At 70.7% G+C, this 17735-nt stretch carries 17 protein-coding genes; 11 read left to right on the forward strand and 6 right to left on the reverse strand.

Annotation, left to right across the window (positions count from 1 at the left end):
- Positions 1–131: 131 nt before the first annotated feature.
- Both ABZ312_RS26380 and ABZ312_RS26385 read right to left on the reverse strand, forming a co-directional pair.
- Positions 132–1235, reverse strand: a complete 1104-nt coding sequence (locus ABZ312_RS26380; RefSeq protein ID WP_500330855.1) for a Gfo/Idh/MocA family protein — start codon at positions 1233–1235, stop codon at positions 132–134.
- A gap of 282 nt (positions 1236–1517) precedes the next feature.
- Entirely contained in the window at positions 1518–2717 is a 1200-nt protein-coding gene (locus ABZ312_RS26385) for a cysteine desulfurase-like protein (RefSeq protein ID WP_500438912.1), read from the reverse strand.
- 429 nt (positions 2718–3146) lie between these two features.
- Between ABZ312_RS26385 and ABZ312_RS26390 the strand changes: the two genes are divergently transcribed.
- Positions 3147–3278: a hypothetical protein gene (locus tag ABZ312_RS26390; protein ID WP_500330858.1), complete on the forward strand. Its 132-nt coding sequence runs from the start codon at positions 3147–3149 to the stop codon at positions 3276–3278.
- A 196-nt stretch (positions 3279–3474) separates the two neighbouring features.
- On the forward strand, positions 3475–3843 hold the full coding sequence (locus ABZ312_RS26395) for a profilin (RefSeq protein WP_500438913.1): 369 nt from the start codon (positions 3475–3477) through the stop codon (positions 3841–3843).
- A gap of 627 nt (positions 3844–4470) precedes the next feature.
- Here ABZ312_RS26395 and ABZ312_RS26400 read toward each other — a convergent pair.
- Entirely contained in the window at positions 4471–6360 is a 1890-nt protein-coding gene (locus ABZ312_RS26400) for an SMI1/KNR4 family protein (RefSeq protein ID WP_500330861.1), read from the reverse strand.
- 113 nt (positions 6361–6473) lie between these two features.
- On the opposite strand from ABZ312_RS26400, the gene ABZ312_RS26405 reads away from it, so the two are divergent.
- The 7 genes from ABZ312_RS26405 (at position 6474) to ABZ312_RS26435 (ending at position 12224) form a co-directional block, all read left to right on the forward strand.
- A complete protein-coding gene (locus ABZ312_RS26405; RefSeq protein WP_500438931.1) occupies positions 6474–6980 on the forward strand; it encodes a GNAT family N-acetyltransferase in 507 nt (168 codons plus the stop codon).
- 83 nt (positions 6981–7063) lie between these two features.
- Positions 7064–7342, forward strand: coding sequence for a hypothetical protein (locus tag ABZ312_RS26410; RefSeq protein WP_500330863.1), 279 nt, complete (start codon positions 7064–7066; stop codon positions 7340–7342).
- A gap of 265 nt (positions 7343–7607) precedes the next feature.
- A complete protein-coding gene (locus ABZ312_RS26415; RefSeq protein WP_500438914.1) occupies positions 7608–8687 on the forward strand; it encodes a hypothetical protein in 1080 nt (359 codons plus the stop codon).
- Positions 8688–9203: 516 nt separating this feature from the next.
- On the forward strand, positions 9204–10406 hold the full coding sequence (locus tag ABZ312_RS26420) for a hypothetical protein (RefSeq protein WP_500330866.1): 1203 nt from the start codon (positions 9204–9206) through the stop codon (positions 10404–10406).
- A 495-nt stretch (positions 10407–10901) separates the two neighbouring features.
- Positions 10902–11324, forward strand: a complete 423-nt coding sequence (locus tag ABZ312_RS26425) for an MmyB family transcriptional regulator (RefSeq protein WP_500330868.1) — start codon at positions 10902–10904, stop codon at positions 11322–11324.
- The gene (locus ABZ312_RS26430) at positions 11321–11503 is read left to right on the forward strand and encodes a hypothetical protein (RefSeq protein WP_500330870.1); all 183 of its coding nucleotides are present in this window, start codon (positions 11321–11323) and stop codon (positions 11501–11503) included. Before ABZ312_RS26425 ends, ABZ312_RS26430 begins: the two co-directional genes overlap by 4 nt.
- Positions 11504–11780: 277 nt before the next feature.
- Positions 11781–12224: a VOC family protein gene (locus ABZ312_RS26435; RefSeq protein WP_500438915.1), complete on the forward strand. Its 444-nt coding sequence runs from the start codon at positions 11781–11783 to the stop codon at positions 12222–12224.
- A gap of 143 nt (positions 12225–12367) precedes the next feature.
- On the opposite strand, the gene ABZ312_RS26440 is transcribed toward ABZ312_RS26435, so the two are convergent.
- The gene (locus ABZ312_RS26440) at positions 12368–12565 is read right to left on the reverse strand and encodes a hypothetical protein (protein ID WP_500330873.1); all 198 of its coding nucleotides are present in this window, start codon (positions 12563–12565) and stop codon (positions 12368–12370) included.
- Positions 12566–13689: 1124 nt separating this feature from the next.
- On the opposite strand from ABZ312_RS26440, the gene ABZ312_RS26445 reads away from it, so the two are divergent.
- Entirely contained in the window at positions 13690–14667 is a 978-nt protein-coding gene (locus ABZ312_RS26445; RefSeq protein ID WP_500438916.1) for a HEAT repeat domain-containing protein, read from the forward strand.
- Between the two features lie 445 nt (positions 14668–15112).
- On the opposite strand, the gene ABZ312_RS26450 is transcribed toward ABZ312_RS26445, so the two are convergent.
- Positions 15113–15910, reverse strand: coding sequence for an MBL fold metallo-hydrolase (locus tag ABZ312_RS26450; protein ID WP_500330876.1), 798 nt, complete (start codon positions 15908–15910; stop codon positions 15113–15115).
- An 87-nt stretch (positions 15911–15997) separates the two neighbouring features.
- Between ABZ312_RS26450 and ABZ312_RS26455 the strand changes: the two genes are divergently transcribed.
- Positions 15998–16615: an ABATE domain-containing protein gene (locus ABZ312_RS26455; RefSeq protein ID WP_500330878.1), complete on the forward strand. Its 618-nt coding sequence runs from the start codon at positions 15998–16000 to the stop codon at positions 16613–16615.
- A 458-nt stretch (positions 16616–17073) separates the two neighbouring features.
- Here ABZ312_RS26455 and ABZ312_RS26460 read toward each other — a convergent pair whose 3' ends face one another.
- Positions 17074–17529: an NUDIX hydrolase gene (locus ABZ312_RS26460; RefSeq protein WP_500330879.1), complete on the reverse strand. Its 456-nt coding sequence runs from the start codon at positions 17527–17529 to the stop codon at positions 17074–17076.
- Positions 17530–17735 lie beyond the last annotated feature (206 nt).

Consider the following 17735-nt stretch of genomic DNA (forward strand, 5'->3'; position numbering starts at 1 on the left):
CGCTGCTCCCGTCGGCAACGACTGGGGCCGGGACGTCGTCCCGGCCCCAGGCGTTGCCGACCGGGAGCCCTTGGCGTGTGGGCGCTGGAGCGCCGCGGGCGGGCACGAAGAAGGCCGCGCGGCCGGCGGGATCAGCGGGCCGCCCACGCCTCCGCCGCGGTCGTCACCGGCGCCCCCGTCAGCGCCGACTCCTCGATGGCCAACGCCAGCAGATGGTCCTGGCAGCCCTCGGCCAGGGGATACGGTTCCGGGCCGGCGTCCCGGACCCATGCGCCCGTACGGCACAGCAGGTCCACCACGGCGAGGTCGTCCTCGGACAGGCTCGCGCCCAGATAGCCGTTGCGCCACACAACCCGCCCGTCGAACGAGATGTGGTGCACCTCCGCCCCTTCGAGGTTGAGGTCGGTGCCGGTGCGACGACGTACCAGCGGGGACTCCACCGGCGTGCGCGGATCGGCCATCCGCACCACCGTGTCGTCCACGATCTCGCCGAGCGAGCCGCGCACCACGATCCGGCGGGCACGCAGCGGATTCCACCACTGGTTGTCCGTGAAGTCGTACAGGCCCGTGCGGGCCCCGCCGAAGTCCAGGAGAGCGAGAGTGGTGACGGCGTCCTTGGGCGTGAGGTCGTCCGACCAGCCGCCGGGGGACAGCGGATCGGCGAGCGGGGCGGTGAAGGCCCGGGCCGTCGCCGTCACAGGCCCGCAACCGACACCCAGGGTGTGCCGGATCAACGACATCGCGTGATACATGTGGGTCGAGGACACCTGGACGGACGTGACCTCGCCGATCACCCCTTCCCGTACGAGGGCGATACGAGCGGCGTGGCCGGGCATCAGTGTGTACTGCTCCGCGACCTGGACGAGTCCTCCGCCCCCGGCACGCGTCGCGCCTCCCACGGCATCCCACAACTCCCGAAGCCCGCGCACGTCGGGCGCCGGCGGTGTCTCCGCGAGGACCGGGACCTCGTGCTCGACGAGTTCCCGTACGACCTGGGGCGAAACCTCCCACGGCACCGACGGGATCACGAACTCCGGTTCACTGCCGCACAGTTCATCAACCGTCCGGAAGGCGGGCACCCCCCACTCCGCCTCCACCTGGGCGGCTCGATCGGCCGAGCGCGTCACCACGCCGGCCACCGCCAGCCGCTCGGGCAGCGCCCTCGCCAGCCGGGCGAAGAACTCGGCCCGCCAGCCACTGCCCACGATGCCGAACCGTATGGGTGCTGCGCTCACGTGTCCGCTCCTTCCCGCGTCCGGGGCGCGAGTCTAGCCCGGCGACCTGTACCACGCGCCGCCGTCAGGGCGCACCTGTCCGAGGCGTACAGAAGGGGGCCGCCGCGTTCGCTCCGTCCGGGCCGTCGATGACCGAGCGGGTCATGTCGGACGCAGCCACCTGCTCGGCCTCCCGTGCAGACCTGTTGCCGTGCACCGCGGCCTGGTCGCCGGCCCGCGCGAACGCCGCGACGACGGCCCGGCCAGTGCCCCGGGACGCGCCCGTGACCAGCGCTCCGCGGTTCACTCGGCCACCTCCGCGACACCGTCGATCAGCCGCTGCACGTCCTCGCCGTCGACGTACGGGGCGAGCCCGGCACGCACCGCACCGGTGTCACCGAGCCCCAGCAGCCTCGATGCCTCCAGCGCGTAGAAGTTGCCCGCGGGGGCGTTCACACCGCGCCGCGCCAGCCGCTCGTAGACCTCCCGGCCGGGCACTCCCTCCACGGAGAAGAACACCGTCGGCGTACGGCGTGCCGGCACGCCGTACAGCCGCACCCTGTCGATGCCCGACAGCCCCTCCAGCAGCCGCCCCAGCTGGTTCTCCTCGTATGCCTCGACCGCTCGCATCGCCTCCAGTACCCGGCTGCGCCGGTCGCCCGCGGAGGACACAAGTGCGGCGATGTAGTCCACGGCCGCGGTGGTGCCGGCGAGCATCTCGTACGGCAGGGTGCCCAGCTCGAAGCGTTCCGGCACGTCGTCGGTGGAAGGCAGCAGCTTGTCCGGTCGCAATTCCTCCCACAGTCCCGGATCCGCAACCACGACACCATGGTGGGGGCCGAAGAACTTGTAGGGCGGACACGAGAAGAAGTCGGCACCCAGGGTGGCCAGGTCGACCGGCGCGTGCGGCGTCAGGTGCACCCCGTCCACGTACAGCAGGGCTCCGACCTCGTGGACGGCCGCGGCGATCGCCGCTATGTCGGGGCGTGTGCCCAGCACGTTCGACGCCCCGGTGACCGCCACCAGCCTGGTCCGGCCGGACAGCTGTTCCCGAATGGCGTCGACGCTCAACTCACCACTCCGGGGATCGAACGCGGCCCACCGCACCGCCGCACCGGCGGATTCCGCGGCCTGGATCCACGGCCGGATGTTGGCATCGTGGTCCAGACGGGTGACGACCACCTCGTCACCGGCTGTCCACTGCCGCGCCAGGGTACGGGAGACGTCGTACGCCGCCTGCGTCGCCGACCGGGTGAAGACGACACCGCGCGGCTCGCAGCCGAGAAGGTCCGCCATGGCCCGCCGCGCCTCCTTCACGACGTGCTCGGCACGGCGCTCGGCAGCTGTCACCGCGCCCCGGTTGGAGATGCCCGAGCACATCGCCGCGGCCATCGCCTCGGCGACCTGGCGGGGCACCTGTGAGCCACCCGGCCCGTCGAAGTGGGCCACCTTTTCCCTCAGCGCGGGGAAGTCGTCACGGATGCGCAGGACATCGAGATGCATGCACCTATCCTGCCGGAGCGCGGATTCCGCGCGGGCCGGGTCACACAGGACGGATCCGCCTGCGGCCGGGTCTACGTCACCCCGCGCCCGCACACGCGGGAAACCCTCGGCCAAGCCGCCGGGCTCACCCCCTCCGGCGTCAGCCCCGCCTTCGGCGCGAAGGAAGTCCTCGCCGTCGGGGAGCTCACCGGTCGCCGTCCCGCAGCAGTCGAATCAGCGATCACAACCCCGACCTCTTCCCCGGTGACGACAGCCGGCAGCGCTGCACCTGGAGAGGCAGCAAGAAGAACCCCCGCACCGACGATCCCAAGTACGCCGCCACCGACACATCCGGCACCAGGTGGGCTGCTGCGACGGCCACCTACCTTGAGTTTTGCGTGGTCGCCGCCCGCATCTTCCAGGGTCACGTCGAGCTGGGGGCACGTCGGCATGCCAGCGGTCGCGCTCGATACGGCAACCGTCGTCGCGCTTTTGTTCACACGCCGCGCGGCAAGTCAGGCAAAAGCGGCGGTGATGGCGCTGCAGATGGCTGCCGCGGTGCTGAGGCCGGCGTTCCAGTGAATGTCCACGAGGCGCACAGTAGGGCCCTGCGCGGACATTGACGGCGGAATCGGTGGTTCCCCTGCGCGTGCGCCGGTCACTGACCCGGAGCAGCACCCCGCGCGGGGAACCGCCCCGGGTGGCACGCTGGCGGTATGCGCGTTGTCTTGGACCCAGGTCCGGCCGCCGCCGGCTCCCCGTCGGAAAGGAGCGGTTCATGAGCTGGGAACCGTCCTGCGAAGGCATCGTCCGAAGCACTCCGGGCGTAGATGCGGTGTTCCTCGCTGATCTCAACGGGAGCCTGTATGGAACCAGCGACGCGGCGCAATGGCGCCCCTCGCCCCAGGAGACCAAGGAGATCGTGCAGACGGTCCGCGATCCCGAAGCCTCGCCGCGCCTGGCGGTTCAGGGCGAGAACTACGCGCTGACTGCCCGGCAGGACGACACCGTCATCGGCAAGAAGGACGACAAGGCAATCGTCGCGGTCGCCACCAGCAAAATCGTCATCGTCGCCCGCGCCAACGAGAGCGCCGCTCCTCAGGCCCTGAGCAAGCTCCAGACCTATGCCGCCGAGAACGCCAGTTGACGATAAGCGGCAAGGAATAGCCCACCGCTCGTCCGACCGCCCCGGGTTGCATGCCGTCGATATGCGCGCGATCTGGACCTGCTACGTCAGCTTCGACCCGGTCGGCCTGCCCGTCCACCTCTGCTCGGCGACCGAGGAGCACGGCACGGGGTTCCATCAGGCTCATGCGCCTGACGGCTCCAGGATCAAGCACCGGAAGCAACGTTCCGCTCCCCGGCTCCTCGGCAGGTGGGTGACTCGGGAGGATGCTTCGACTTGAGCTCATCCTTGTTCTCGATGGCCAGGAGCTGGACCCATGCGAGGGCGAGGCCCAGCTGGTCGGTGAGTTCCCGGTTCGCTCTGCGGAGCTTGGCGTTTCTCCGGACGAGGTCCGTGTCGCGCTTGGTGCCGGCTGGCGCGCTGGGTTCGGTTGTGGCGTTTCGCGCCGTCGTGATGGTCTCGACGATGTCGGGGGCGGGGCGGCGGAAGCTGGTGTTGGAGAGTCCGACGCGATTGGCGAGTGTCAGGACGCTGGGACGGAGACCGTTGCGGGTGGCCTCGGCGAGAAGCTCGTCCGCCGCCCTTTCGGACGCGTTCGGGACGGGGAAGGTCGGGGAGGGCGGTCATGTGGGGTTCCCGTCAACGAGTTCAGGGCCGGTGTCGCACGAACCCGAGGTAGGCGTACGCCTCCCCCTCGCGCGGCGCCCTGGTCCAGGACCGTGTGATGAAGGTGCGGAGCCTGCCTTGGGTCAGCGCGAAGCGCGGCAGCGAGAGCCCGAGTTCGGCATGGAGGGCTTCCAGCAAACGGCGTTCGCGGTCCGGCTCCGTGTCCTCGGGGCGGAACAACCGTGCGGGGTCCAGGGCTTCGGGTATCGCGCCGGAACGCTCGATCTCCGTACCCCGCACGGTGAACGCATAGAGCTCCTCGCCCTGTTCGGCCACCGAGAGGTGGAACGCGGTGGGGCGGGCACCGGGAGACGCGCGCTCCGGGTCGCGCCACACCACCACCGCTCGGCCGGACGACGAGGCCGCCACGGCGGGGGACGCGAGCCGTTCACTCAGAGAACGCCGGGAGTGGCCGTCGAAGGCGAAGGCCCACGCTTCGGCGGTGCGGCCCGCGGCGACGACGGCCCGGTCCTCCCAGGGTTGCACGCCCTCGCGCTCGTGCGGCTTGGGCCCCCGCCAGGGCAACATGCGCAGCTCCACGGGCCCGCTCAGTTCGGCACCCTCCTCGCCAATCAGCGCGGGGAGCCGGTCCGGGTCGACCCCCTCGACCCAGACACAGCGGTAGCCGTCCACCCGCTGCCCGTACACGGCAGGCTCCGTCAGCCAGCCGAGGCCCGGCGGGTCGAGATCGGGCACCGGCTCGGGAGCAGGTCCCGTCTCCCCGGCCCGCGGTGTCGCGAGGATTTCCCGCCCACGGTCCGGGGTGATCAGCGGGCCCAGGAACGGATCGGCGAGCAGGCCGATCGGAGCGATCAGCAGGGACTCGGGCGCCTCCCACACCGGCAGCGCGTCCCGCAGCACCCGCCATGCGGCGTCGGTCGCCCCCCAGCGGGCCAATTCCCGGGCTTCGGCGACGGCCCGGCCCCAGGCACCGGGAGGCGCGTAGCGATAGGTGCCGTCCCGCATCGCGCTCAGTAGCGTCTCGGCGGCCTTCCGGTCTGCCCCACGGGCGGTCATCATCTTGAGCCAGTGGTCGTCCCCGCCCTGGCGCCATCGGTCGCCCGCCGGTGCCATGGCCTCCACGGACAGGATCTCGGACAGGTAGCGCGGGTCGGCCACGAGGTGGCCGTAGTCCCGGTGGCTGTGCGGAGCGAGCAGGTGGCGGAGCTGGCCCAGCAGGGCGGCGCTACGTGGTCGGCCGAATGACCGCGCCTCCTCGAGCAGCGGCAGGGCCTCCTCGTACCGCCCGCGCAGGGCCAGCAGGCGGCCCTGCTCCACTTGGGCGTCCTGGGCTCGCGTGGTCGCGTTGACGAAGTCGGGTCTCTCCGTCCGGTCGGCGTGGAAGGCGCGGTACTTGGCCTCCATGTACGCGCGGAACGACGCGTAGCGGCGGGGGTATTCACCGCTCCAGCCCTTGAACACGTAGAGCGCCCACTCGCCGTCCTGGTCGCTGTCGCCCGGGTCGAGCAGGGCGTTCGACATGTCGGAGTCCGTCTCCAGCCGCAGCGCGCGTCGCCACATCCCGGCCAGCAGGACGTCCTCCTCGCGCGGGTCGTCGCCCAGACCCTGCTCGTACAGCGGGGTCATGCCGTGCGGATCCCCGAACCAGTCGATGTCCGCGACACCGCCGAGTTGGTAGACCCCGGCCGTCTCGTCCACGTGCCACCCGTTGCTCACGGCCAGGAACTCCCGGTACGAGGGCGGCAGCCGCCGCCCCAGCCGCTCCTCGGCCGCGGCGATCGCCGTCTCGTCCGCCCCGGGCCTGCCCAGGGGCACGGCCTGTCCGCCGTCCTCGTCCCGGTCAGCGCGCGGAACCCACTCCTCCTGCCATCGTCCGAGGAACCCGTGCCAGTTGAAAGCCTCGCCACTCATGACCGGATGGTGTCATCCGGCACCGACAACGGCGGCCCGGTGGAGGACAGTCGGCAACCGGCAGGACAACGCAGGGCGCACGGTCGCGGTCGCATAGAGTGCTTGCCGTGACCGTGCTGCATGGCACCCTCGTCGTCCTCCAGCCCACCGCCCCCGAGGACATCCCCGCTCTGGCCGCGATCCGGGGCACTCCCGAGGTGCGCGCACGCTGGAACGGCGGGGATGATCTCGAAGCGGACATCGCGGCCGACCTTGACGACCCTGACACGGCCTGTTTCACGGTCCTTCACCAGCGGCGGACCGTGGGCATGATCCAGTGGTATTCCGAGGAGGATCCGGACTACCGGCACGCGGGAATCGACCTCTTCCTCGATCCTGCGGCGCACGGCAGGGGTCTGGGCACCGACGCCGTACGCACGCTGGCCCGCCATCTCATCGACGACCTCGGCTACCACCGTCTGGTCATCGACCCGGCGGCAGACAACACCGCGGCGATCCGCTGCTACGCGAATGCCGGTTTCCGGCCGGTCGGCATCATGCGGCAGTACGAGCGTGGCCCCGACGGGACCTGGCACGACGGCCTACTGATGGACCTGCTGGCCACCGAGCTGGTGCGCTGAACGCACTCACGCATCACGGCTGGGCCGGCGGTGGGGACGTATCAGCGGAGACCGGCGGACGTTGCCGCACTGCCCACGCCAGGATGGGCGCAATCGTGGAGATCTGCTCCCTTGCCGAGTCCGGCCGCGCCTGCTGGGAGGTACCGGTCCGCGGCAAAGACTCCTGCTTCGAGGTCGAACGCGACGACGACGCCTGCGAACGGACGGGGCGGCGTCTGCTCGACGACGAGCGGATACGCGGTATCGCGGCCCGGCTGGACCGCACGATGGTCGGCATCGCGCACCACCTGTTCCACGCCGGCGGCAGGTACGCCGGGAAGTGCCATCTGACGGACCTGTTCGTGGACGAAGACCGGCGGTAGTGTGCGACGACGGCATGATCGAGTGGGTGGCGCGGGACGCCGAGAAGCACAACGCCCCAGGCCTCTACCGGAACAGGCTGGAAGACGCCCTGGTTCCCGCGCTGTACGCAAGGGGGGCACATTCCACGCGGGGTTGATCCTCCACACCTACCGGCGTGGCGCGAACCAGATCTCCACCCGGCGCTGAGGGCGAGGGGGAACAGCGGGCACGGGCGTTCGGATCGCTCCACCGCCCGTTGTCAGTCCTCGGGCATAAGGTGTGCCGGTGATCTTCAAGAGGAAGCAGAAGTCCGCCGGCCTCGGCGCCGTCGTGTCGGAGCTGGAAGAGGCCGTCGACGCTCGTGACGGTGCCCGCACCGAGCGGGCCTTCACCGCCGCGATAAACAGCCTGCAGCAGTCGACCGACCCCGAACGCGCGCCAGTGGGGCCCCGGTTGGCCGCACTGATTCCCGCCTTCCCGCCCACCGGTCCGCGCCCGCTGCTGGCGATGGCGGCCGGGTTCTGCGTCGAGAGCGGGGCCGATCCGGCGGCCTGCGCGGAGCCGATCCTCGGCGGCGTCCGGCAGGACCTGCTCGACGCACTGGAGTTCGCCCGCCGGTGGACGGGCTCCGGTGGCGCCGAGGACGAACTGCCGGAGCCCGACCAGAAGATCATCGACGATGCCCTGCTGGCCCGCCTGGGCGACGACGCGCACGAGGCCACGCGGTTGGCGCTGGCCTGGTGCTCGGTCGAGGAGTGGCAACCGCCCGCGCTGGCCGTGCTGTGCCGCAGCGCAGAGGTGCGCAGCCGGCACGCGTCCGCGCTCCTCCCCGTCTGCAACGACCTGGCAGCCCTGGAGCGGCACGACCTCAAGTGCCTGGCCTACGCACTGGCCGTCCTGGACGACGAGGACCTGGTCGTGCTGCACCGGCCCACCGGAACCGGCTTCGAGGTGCGCATCGGCGGCATCGCGGACAACTTCCAGTTGCACACGCTGCTCGCCCACGTCCTCGTCAGCGGCGGCCACGTGCCCGGCACCGCGCCTTCGGCCGAGAGCGTCCGCCTGGCCACGGACCCCAAGCCCGCCCGGGGACGCAGCGAAGCGGTCGCAACCGGGGCCTTCGAACTCCTCGCCCCGAACGGCGACCGGATCTGGAACGAGGGGCTGCCCGACGACATCCCCGTGGTGGAGGGGCGCCGCCTGCTCGTACTGGACGAGCCGATGTACCAGCGCAGTTGGAACGCCGACCGGTTCTTCCCGCTGCTCCCGGGCACGGCCGAACTCACCCGCGTCCTCCCCGCCGAGGACACGCGGAGCTGGTTCGCCCGCACCTCATCCGGCACCGGGACCGGCCCGGCGTCCTGACCCGGTGGCGGGCGCGCTCGTGACCGCGGCTTCCGCGGTGCAAGCTGGGTCCCCCTGGTGATCACACGCCAACACCTACGGGCAGTTCGGAGCGCCGACCGTACTGCAACGGTCAGTCTGCGATCACTCCGGCATCCATTGGGAGTGAATCACCATAAATGCCGACAAGTCGCGCACGCATCGTGCCGAGCACGCCATAACGGGTCACCGTGGTCCTCCCCCAGCCCCCGAGGCACGTGGCCGAAGCCACGGTCACCGAATGAGCATGCGAGTGATGATCAAGGTGCGCTACAACTACTCGCGGGCTCGGCCGCGCAATCGCATCGCCGGGCTGATTTCGGCACAGAAGGGGTGGGACAGCATATGGATGGATTGGCGAGACGGACGAATGGCGGGCGCCGCCCAAGAAAGCTACGTGCCGTCGTGGCGGCGCTGGGTCTCACCGTAGGGCTTGTGGTGACAGCCGCCCCGGCCGCTCACGCGTCCGACCAGTTGCAGGTGCGGTACGCCGGCAGCGTGAACGACGACCTTGGCACCCTGCAGGTCGTTGCGGAATCCGGCAGTGACATCACCGCGGTCTCGGCGCACATCGTCTCGTACACCACCGGGCACGAGGTCGCCCGGGTCAAACCCAAGGACTTCACGCTCTCCTCCGGCGACCGCAAGAGCGGCGTGTGGCGCACCAAGAAGCCGCTGCAGCTGGACCAGTTCGGTGCCTACCGCGTCGACGTAGAACTGACGGACGCCGACGGCGACCACGTCTCGCAGACGTCGGCCGGCGAACTCGCCTACTACGTCGTGGCCAAGTTCGGCGCACTGACCGTCGACCGTACTGCCATCGACAGGGACCACCGCGACGTCGAGGTCAGCGGCACCCTGTACGAGCGCCGGCCCACCAGGGAACTGCTCCCGCTCGCGGGACGCCAGGTAGACCTCGATGTCGACTACTGGACCCAGTCCTCCGTGACCACGGATGCTGCTGGACGCTTCGCCGGCTCGGTCCACCTCGACAACGGTGCCCCTGTTCAGGCCGTGTTCCGGGCGACCGGGGGCGAGCCCTTCGTCCTGTCCGGGGAGTCGGAGCTGGTGCAGATCGGCGTCGACCAGATTCCCACGCGGTTCGTCGCCCAGGTCAGCGCCACGGACATCGACGACGGAGAGGCGGTCACGCTGACCGCCAAGGTCGAACAGCACACGGCGGAGGGCTGGGTGCCCCTGGCCGGGGAGTCCGGTGGCATCCTCTTCGGGCCGAAGGAGGGCAGGACCGATACCGTAGGGGGCTTCACGACCAAAGACGACGGAACCTTCTCGGTCACCTACACGCCATGGGACGGCGGATACTTCCAGCTCGCGCTGGACACCACGGAAGACCCCTTCCTTCAGCCGTCCACCGGCCTGAGCGACCTGGTACACGTTCACCACGGCGCGGTGTTCACCGACTTTTCGTCGCTGCGGACGGACGAGCGGACCGTGCACGCGGAGGGCCACATGGACTTCACCGACGGCTTCACCCCGGGCACGGTCCTGGTCACCGTGCAGCGCTCGTCCGACGGCCTGGACTGGTCGGACCTGACCACCGTCGAGGCACGGTGGGACGGCACCGGGTACTACTTCTCCGCGGACCTCGAGGGCAGCGGAGAAGCCCGCTACCGGGCCGCCTACGAAGGCGGTGACGGCTTCCAGGACGCTGTCACCGACAGTGTGCTCGTCGGCGGATGAGCAGGTGGCCCCATACGGTGAACCGTCCGTACGGGGCCAGCCGGCAGCGCGTACGGCTGCGGCGGGGTCCGTCCTGCGGCCGCCCCGGGCAGCGCTGTCCGGGGCGGCGCTCGTCAACCGTTCTCGCTCAACTAGCGCTACGACCACACGAGTTCACCCGGGTCCAGGCTGCGACGTCGTGAGGAGGCCTCCGCCCCAGCAGAGGCCCCACTTTCTGGTTCCCCGGTTCGAACTGGTCATTCGTTGGATCAGCTGGACCCAGGGGTTCTGGGTATGGCTGTCAGCGGACCGTCGCGAGACGACTGGAACCGATCCGATGCCCCACGAACGCGACCACCTCTAACGGCTCGCCGGGCTGAACGTGCCGGACCGCCGGCGCGGCGACCGGCACGTCTCCCCGGCCCTGCCGGCCGTCCTCGACCGGCTCTCCGACGTACCCGCCCAGGTGATGACCGACCTCGGTGACACGCTGGCCCAGAACACCTCGCCCGCGCCGTGTTCGGTGACCTCACCGGCCGCAGCGGCCCCGAGGCGAGCATCATCTACCGCTGGTTCACCGACCCCGGTAGGCGCTGCGGGTATCCGGTCGAGGACCACGCCAACGGGTCGCGAGCCCTGGTCGCCGACCTGCGGGCCGCCGTCGGCCGCCGCGACGACGACCCCGCCCGCACCCTGGTCGACCGGCTGCGCAGCGGCAGCCCCGGGTTCGCCGCGTTGTGGGATCTCCACGACGTCGCCGTGATGCGGTACCGCCGCAAACGGATCCTGCACCCCAAGGTCGGCCTGCTCGATCTGGACTGCCAGTCCCTGATCGACGAGGACCGCACCCAGGTCCTCGCCCTGTTCTCGCCGGTCGCCGGTACCTCGACCGCCGAGCGGCTCACCCTGCTCGGCCTCACCAGCAGGCCCCACCCGTGAACCCGCACCCCCAAGGCCACGACATCAACCCCACCACCGGGCATCTCGGCCTGTCCGCCGACCAGGTGCTCACCACCACCCGCGCCGTACGGCTGCATCTCGACTTCGACCGGCCGGTCTCCTGGGACCTGCACACCGAATGCACCGAGATCGCCCAGCGGGCCCCACGACCACGGTGACAGCAACCGCCTTCGATCGGCCGGCAGACGCATTCGACCGCCCCTGCTGGCCGGCCCACGAACATCCCGGGGAGAAGGCCGCCCCCCGGGGTGTCACACAACCACGGCCGCTCTGGTCGGTTACTGCGGAGCGGTCGGCAGCCCGGGGCAGAGCCCGCCCGCGTCGTGCACTGCACAAGTCTGCCGCACGCGGTTGAGGCGACGGCCTCTTGGCCACCCTGCTCCGTCGTGGTCTTCACCCCGGGACCACCGCACTTCGACGAAGGGTGACCCAACGATGACGGTACCTCCCGGTGACCTGCCCGTGCCCGAGCACGGTCTGCTCCTCACGCACTTCCTGACCGTGCGGGACGTCACGGTCTCGCGCCGCTTCTACGCCGACGTCTTCGGTGGCCGGGTCGTGATGGAGGAGAACCCGGCGATCGTCAAGATCGCCAACAGCTGGCTCATCATGAACCCAGGGGGCGGACCCACGCCCGACAAGCCGGACGTGACTCTGGAAGCGCCCCACACCGGCGACCGTGTATCCGGTTTCCTGAACGTGCGCGTCGCCGACCTCGCCGCCTTCCACGCGCACGCCGTCTCCCAGGGCGCCCAATTCCTGACCGAACCGGTGGACCGAGGCTCGGAGCTGCGCTGCTACCTGCGCGACCCCGACGGGTACCTCATCGAGGTGGGCCAGTCCACCGGCCTGCTCCGGGGAATCCTGGCCCAGTCATAGCGCAGCAGCACACCAAGGGGGGCCACCACCACCGGACGTGGCACATTGCCCACCTCGACGGGCCCGTATGCGGCACGCCGCCGGCCACCCCGGACGAGCCCGAACTCGACCCGGTGGCACCCACTCCGGACCTCACATGGGTGTCACCGGTCGTACTGGTCGGTGTACTGCGGCCCGTCCGTCTCGGCCTTGCATCCCTCAGCGCCCGCGGGCACGCCGTGGGAGAGCACGAGGGCGTAGGACTGAGGGACGAAGTCGCAGCCCTTGCCGGACCACTGGGACGCCAGGAAGGTCCAGCCGACGGCAGCGGCGGCGAGTGTGTACTTGGTCGTGGCGTTCATACGAGATCGCGCCTCGGTTACGTAGGGTAATCGTGACCTGACTAGAGGTTATATGCAAGTATGAACGGATTGCACTCATATGCGCACCTCGACCTCAGGGGCAGGTGCACCCCAGGACAGCCACCGCACGGGAGCCAGGAAAGCCATCGTCGCAGGTCAACCCCACGGCGGCACCCGTTGGGGACGCCACCGGGGATGCGGGCGCGCGGGGCTCCGCAGCCTTCGAACCCGCGCACGATGAAGGGCCGCGCCAGCCGGCACCGGGCGGTAAACGGCCGCGGGCCCGCCCGGTGGGAGCGGCGCCGCTTGTCACCGGGGTAGCAGCAGGCGGCCAGGACATGCCGGGCGTGGGTCTCGTCCGTCATCACGACGCGGTCAAGGTCAAGGCCCTCGTGGTGATCCGGCGGGGTCGGCGTGCAGGCGGGCGGTTGGCACGTCATGGCCGCCGGCACACCGCGGCACGGGGGATCGCCTCACCGGAATGCATGACGCCAGATACCGCCCGGCCACGGCGGCACCGGGTCACCGGGCCGCCTGCTGAGCCGCCTGGTACGCATCCCACAACGGCTGCACAACCGTGCACTGACGCGCGGCCCCGTCCCGGCACGTCGGGCACGAGGTCGCGTGGTCCAACCACGCCCGGTACGCCGCCTGCACCGCCTGGTTCACCTGCGCCACACGGGCCCGAACCACAGCACCGGGCCCCGAGCCGGTCTCCAACCAGCGCTCAGCGAACCCGGACTCCCCCATGACCAAAAACTCCTCAAACCCGCCGGATCCCGCATCCGGCCCGCCCCAACAGCAGACCCCCAATGTATCCGCACGCCGCACAACACACCCCGAACTGCCACATCATCAAGACAACTCCCCCGACTCGTACACACAACTGCCCCGCCGCGCGGCAACCGGTACGGAAACACGGCCCCCCTGCACTCCTGAGCAAGGCCGGTTGCCGGTACCCAGGACAGGACGGCACCGGTTCTCCGAGGAACCGGCCAGGCACAAACCCAGCGCGGTGCTGTGCGGGCGCGGTGACTCGAGCGTACGCTGACCCCGCCATGCGGGCGCTGGACCGGCGGGAACAGGTCCCCGGTCCACGCCTCACCTCAGGGCAGGAGGCCCAGGTGACACCAGCCGAACTGTTCCGGTACGCCGACGGCACACTGGATGGTGATCCTTGGCCGCTCGTAAGGGAACTGGCCGTGAGCGGTGACCGCTCGGCGGCAGCGTCCGTACGGGCCGCGCTGGAAACCTGCACGCGCGAGCGCAACTGGTACGGCCGGGACCTGATGGCACATGCCTTGGCCGGCCTCTCCGGGGCCGCAGCGTTCCCGCTGCTCCTGCGGGTCTTCGCCGACGCGCTGCGCGGCGAGGACGACGATGACGGTGAACGACTGGGCATGGCGTTGAGCGCCGTCATGCGAGCCGATCGGGACGAGTGCCGGGCCGTCATCCTCCCGGTGCTCGCCGGTGATGACCCCGACTTGCGCAGAGCCGCGCTGTGGGCGCTCCGCGACGTGTTCGAGACGCCCGACACGAGGGTACTGCGCGAGGCGCTGGCCGACCCCGATCCGACGATCCGGCGAACCGCCCTCAACTCACTGCCGAGCGTGAGCAACAACGCACAGGCATACGCGCTTGTGGTCACGGCCTTGCAGGATCCGGACTCCTGGGTGCGGCACGATGCCGTGCTCCTGCTGGCCTGGTCCGCCCCTCCGGCGGCAGTCGACCACCTGGTTCCGCTTACCTCCGATCCCGCCTGGTACGTCCGTTCGGTGCTGGGCGAGGCGGTAGGCCGCAGGGCCGCGAACTCCGATCGCGCCCCGGCCGCGGCTGCCGCCCTGCGTGAACTGCTCGCCAACTCCGAACCGTCCGTGCGGGCCGGGGCGGCCCGCGGCCTCGGCATGCTGGGCGTGTCGCTCGATGCCCTGCGGTCCAGGACGGACGACCCAGACTGGTGGGTACGCGCCGCAGTCGCGGGTGCCCTCGCCGCCAGTGTGGGGCACTGGCCGCCCGCACGTCCGCTACTGGCCCAACTGACCGACGACACAAATCCAACCGTGCGGGAAACAGCGACAAAAGCACTCCGCCCCTTCGAATAGCACCCGCCGGAACTCGGGCGCGTGAGGGTGCCGTCCGCTGGGGTTTCGGGGCCGGCGGTCAGGGTCGTCTGCGCAATGACGCGGACGCTCAACCTTCGCGAAGACCCGGAACAGGCACGCGCGGGCGCCACGGCGGCAACGGGACAACGGGAAGAAGCCCTCGGCCGGCGCGTAGACGGACAACCCGTGGTCGCAGCGCGGCAGCGTCTGCCGGACGGCGAAACCGCGGCGCCGGAGTGAGCCGGAGCAGCCACCGCGCCCGCTCACCTGCTCGAGGACCCGGTCGGGCTTCGCCACGCGCTCCTTCCCCGGCGGGCACTTCTACCTCGAACAGCACGCGGCACCCCTGGTCGCCGACCTGTTCGCCCGCCTCGACACGAACGCGCCGCAGCCGGACCAGGGCTGACGCGCCGAACGCGCGCGAGTCTCGGTTCCGGGCGGCGGTTCAGGCCGAGGAGCGCTGCGCCCAGTCCTGGTCCAGGCGGTCGGCCAGGCCCGCGGCGGTGAAGGCGGCCTCCAGGTCCTCGCGGCCCTCGGTGAAGTGGGCCCAGCTGTCGTGGTGGACCGGGACGACACGGCGGGCGTCTAGGATCCGGGTGGCCTCAGCAGCCTGCGCGCTGTCCAGGACGATCAGGTTGCCGTCGAAGAGCACGGGAAAACGAGGTGCACCGGCGAACAGGATGGCGGTGTCCACCGGGGCGAAGCGCCCGGCGATCTCCTTGACGGCGTCGAGGGATGCGTTGTCGCCGCTGACGTAGACCGTGGGAAGGCCCTCTCCGGTCAGGACGAAACCGACGACCTGGCCGGTGAAGGGCTCGACCTCCTCGCGCGGGCCGGGGCCGTGGATGGCGGGAACGCCGGTGACGGTGACAGTGCCGCCGCCCGGGCGCTCCAGCTCGACGGTCTCCCAGTCGGCCAGGCCCCTGGCCTTCTCCCCGAGGCGCTCGCCTCCGCCGGGGGTGGTCAGGGTGAGGGGGACGTCGGCGAGCAGGGCACGGCCGGAGGTGTCCAGGTTGTCGGGGTGCTCGTCGTGGGAGAGCAGGACCACGTCGATGGGGCCGAGATCGGCAGGGGTGCCGGTGGAGGGGGCGGTCTTGGTCAGGACCGGGCGGCCGGGCCGGCCGTAGTCGCCGGGGCCGTCGAACGTCGGGTCGGTCAAGAACCGCAGCCCGCCGTACTCGAACAAGGCGGTCGGGCCGCCGTACGTGCGGACCGGGAACTGATCGGCGTTGGGCTGGGACATCACGTCTTCCTCATTCCTCACGCAAAAGGTCTGTGTTTAACGTGACACCAGGCTAGGCAGGGCTCACGGAAAAATGCAACCGCTACCATGAGAAGCATGGACGACGCCCTGGCCACCGACACAGTGCAGAGCGCTCTGCCTCCAGCTCCGGGTGCCGACCGCCACCGCTCCCTGGACTTCGCCAACACCGCCGCCACCTTGCCTGCGGGCCAGAGCTACGACCTGCTCGCCACCCCCGGATCCGCCATGCACTGGCTCGTCGCCCACGACCTGACCACCCCGGACGTGCAGCTGTACGAGGTGTGCGCACAGCGGATGCGCGCGCTTCGCGCACACGTACGTGCCCTGTTCGCCGCCCGTGTCGACAGCACCGCCCCGCCCGAAGACTCCCTGCGCGCGGTAAACGAGGCACTCACGGCCGTACCCACCGCACCCCTCCTCGCCTGGGACGGGGCCCAGGGACTGCGCCGCATCCAGGCACACCCCACCGACCAGGCCGTCAACCACGCACTGGCGACCCTCGCCGCCGACGCCGCCGACCTGCTCACCGGTCCCGACGCCGGCATCCTCGCCACCTGCGGCTCCGCCCCCTGCGACCGGTTCCTCCTGCGCACCCACGGCCGGCGCCACTGGTGCTCCATCCGCTGCGGCGACCGCGCCCGCGCCGCCCGTGCCTACGCCCGGCGCAACGGCGCCTCGGGCTGACGCGCCGCCCAGGACCCCACCCCGGGCTCATGCCGGACCCTCATGCCCGCCCCCGCCCGCGCAACACCGCGACCGCGAACACGGCCTGTCGGGCCGCCACCCCACTCCATGCGACCCGGACCGGATCCTGACCGCGGCAGGCTCGGTCGCTCCCGGCCTGGCGACCCCGGGCCCCGGTCTGACCATCAGCGACTGAGGTCTCGGACACCCTGGACCTCCGCAACAAGAGCCTCCGTATCAACCCCTCGGGCCTGACGGGCTCAAAGTCAAGGCCCGCCGCCTCCCCCGCCGCAGAACGCGCGGCAAAAGGAGAACATGACGGCTGGCTGATGCTCGGTGAGGGTTTCCGGCGTCGTACATCCCACGGTCAGCGGTTCGAGCAGCCGGGCCGCATCGCAGGTGCCGGTCAGGCATTCGTACGGGGCGGGCGATCGCGGGCTGCGCTCGACCGTGGCGAGTCAGCCCTGGGGCCGGCCCTGGATCAGGAGTCGATGCGACTCCTGCAATCCCGGCGGCAGGTCGTTCGGCGATACCCATTTGGCCTCCAGGACTTCGAACGAGTCGAGCTTCAGGGAGCCGCCGACGAGCTCGGCGGCATACGCCACCTCCACGCGCAGCTTGTAGCCGCTCTTGAGGTGGACCACCTCGCCGGCCTTGACGTCCAGGCCGGTCTCCTCACGTACCTCGCGGGCGACGGTGTCGCGGAAGTCCTCACCTGCTTTGGCGTAGCCGGTGGGCAGGCCCCATTGGCGGTCTTCGGGCCACAGGCGGTGGCGCAGCAGCAGCACGCGGCCCTCGGCGTCGCGGACAACGCCGGTCACGCCGACCATGTATTTGCTGTTCGTCAGCCACAGGACCCGCCACTGCAGGGGCCCCCGGATGATGCGCCACAGTCCAGCGATGATGCGCTTCACGCCATGCCTCTCGGGAGCCGGGTCGCCGATGCGTCCCGCGTAAGGGCCACGATCGCGCATGGAAGGGTGGCCTTCCAAACACGTGGCTACGTCGGCCGTGTACGCCGCAGACCCCCTTCCCGGCCCGGCCGCGGGTGTCGTGACGGCGCCCCTCGACAGCGGCCTGCCACGCCCCGGCAGACCCCTTGGTCAGCCATTTCGACCGG

Source organism: Streptomyces sp. NPDC006207 (assembly GCF_040613835.1).
Taxonomy (GTDB): Bacteria; Actinomycetota; Actinomycetes; order Streptomycetales; family Streptomycetaceae; genus Actinacidiphila.

Excerpts from the sequence above, each read along its gene's own strand:
- ABZ312_RS26440 (WP_500330873.1), bottom strand. The coding sequence starts at position 12,565 with ATGAACGCCACGACCAAGTACACACTCGCCGCCGCTGCCGTCGGCTGG.
- ABZ312_RS26455 (WP_500330878.1), top strand. The coding sequence starts at position 15,998 with ATGAGAAGCATGGACGACGCCCTGGCCACCGACACAGTGCAGAGCGCT.
- ABZ312_RS26395 (WP_500438913.1), top strand. The coding sequence starts at position 3,475 with ATGAGCTGGGAACCGTCCTGCGAAGGCATCGTCCGAAGCACTCCGGGC.
- ABZ312_RS26410 (WP_500330863.1), top strand. The coding sequence starts at position 7,064 with ATGGGCGCAATCGTGGAGATCTGCTCCCTTGCCGAGTCCGGCCGCGCC.
- ABZ312_RS26400 (WP_500330861.1), bottom strand. The coding sequence starts at position 6,360 with ATGAGTGGCGAGGCTTTCAACTGGCACGGGTTCCTCGGACGATGGCAG.
- ABZ312_RS26385 (WP_500438912.1), bottom strand. The coding sequence starts at position 2,717 with ATGCATCTCGATGTCCTGCGCATCCGTGACGACTTCCCCGCGCTGAGG.
- ABZ312_RS26435 (WP_500438915.1), top strand. The coding sequence starts at position 11,781 with ATGACGGTACCTCCCGGTGACCTGCCCGTGCCCGAGCACGGTCTGCTC.
- ABZ312_RS26450 (WP_500330876.1), bottom strand. The coding sequence starts at position 15,910 with ATGTCCCAGCCCAACGCCGATCAGTTCCCGGTCCGCACGTACGGCGGC.
- ABZ312_RS26390 (WP_500330858.1), top strand. The coding sequence starts at position 3,147 with ATGCCAGCGGTCGCGCTCGATACGGCAACCGTCGTCGCGCTTTTGTTC.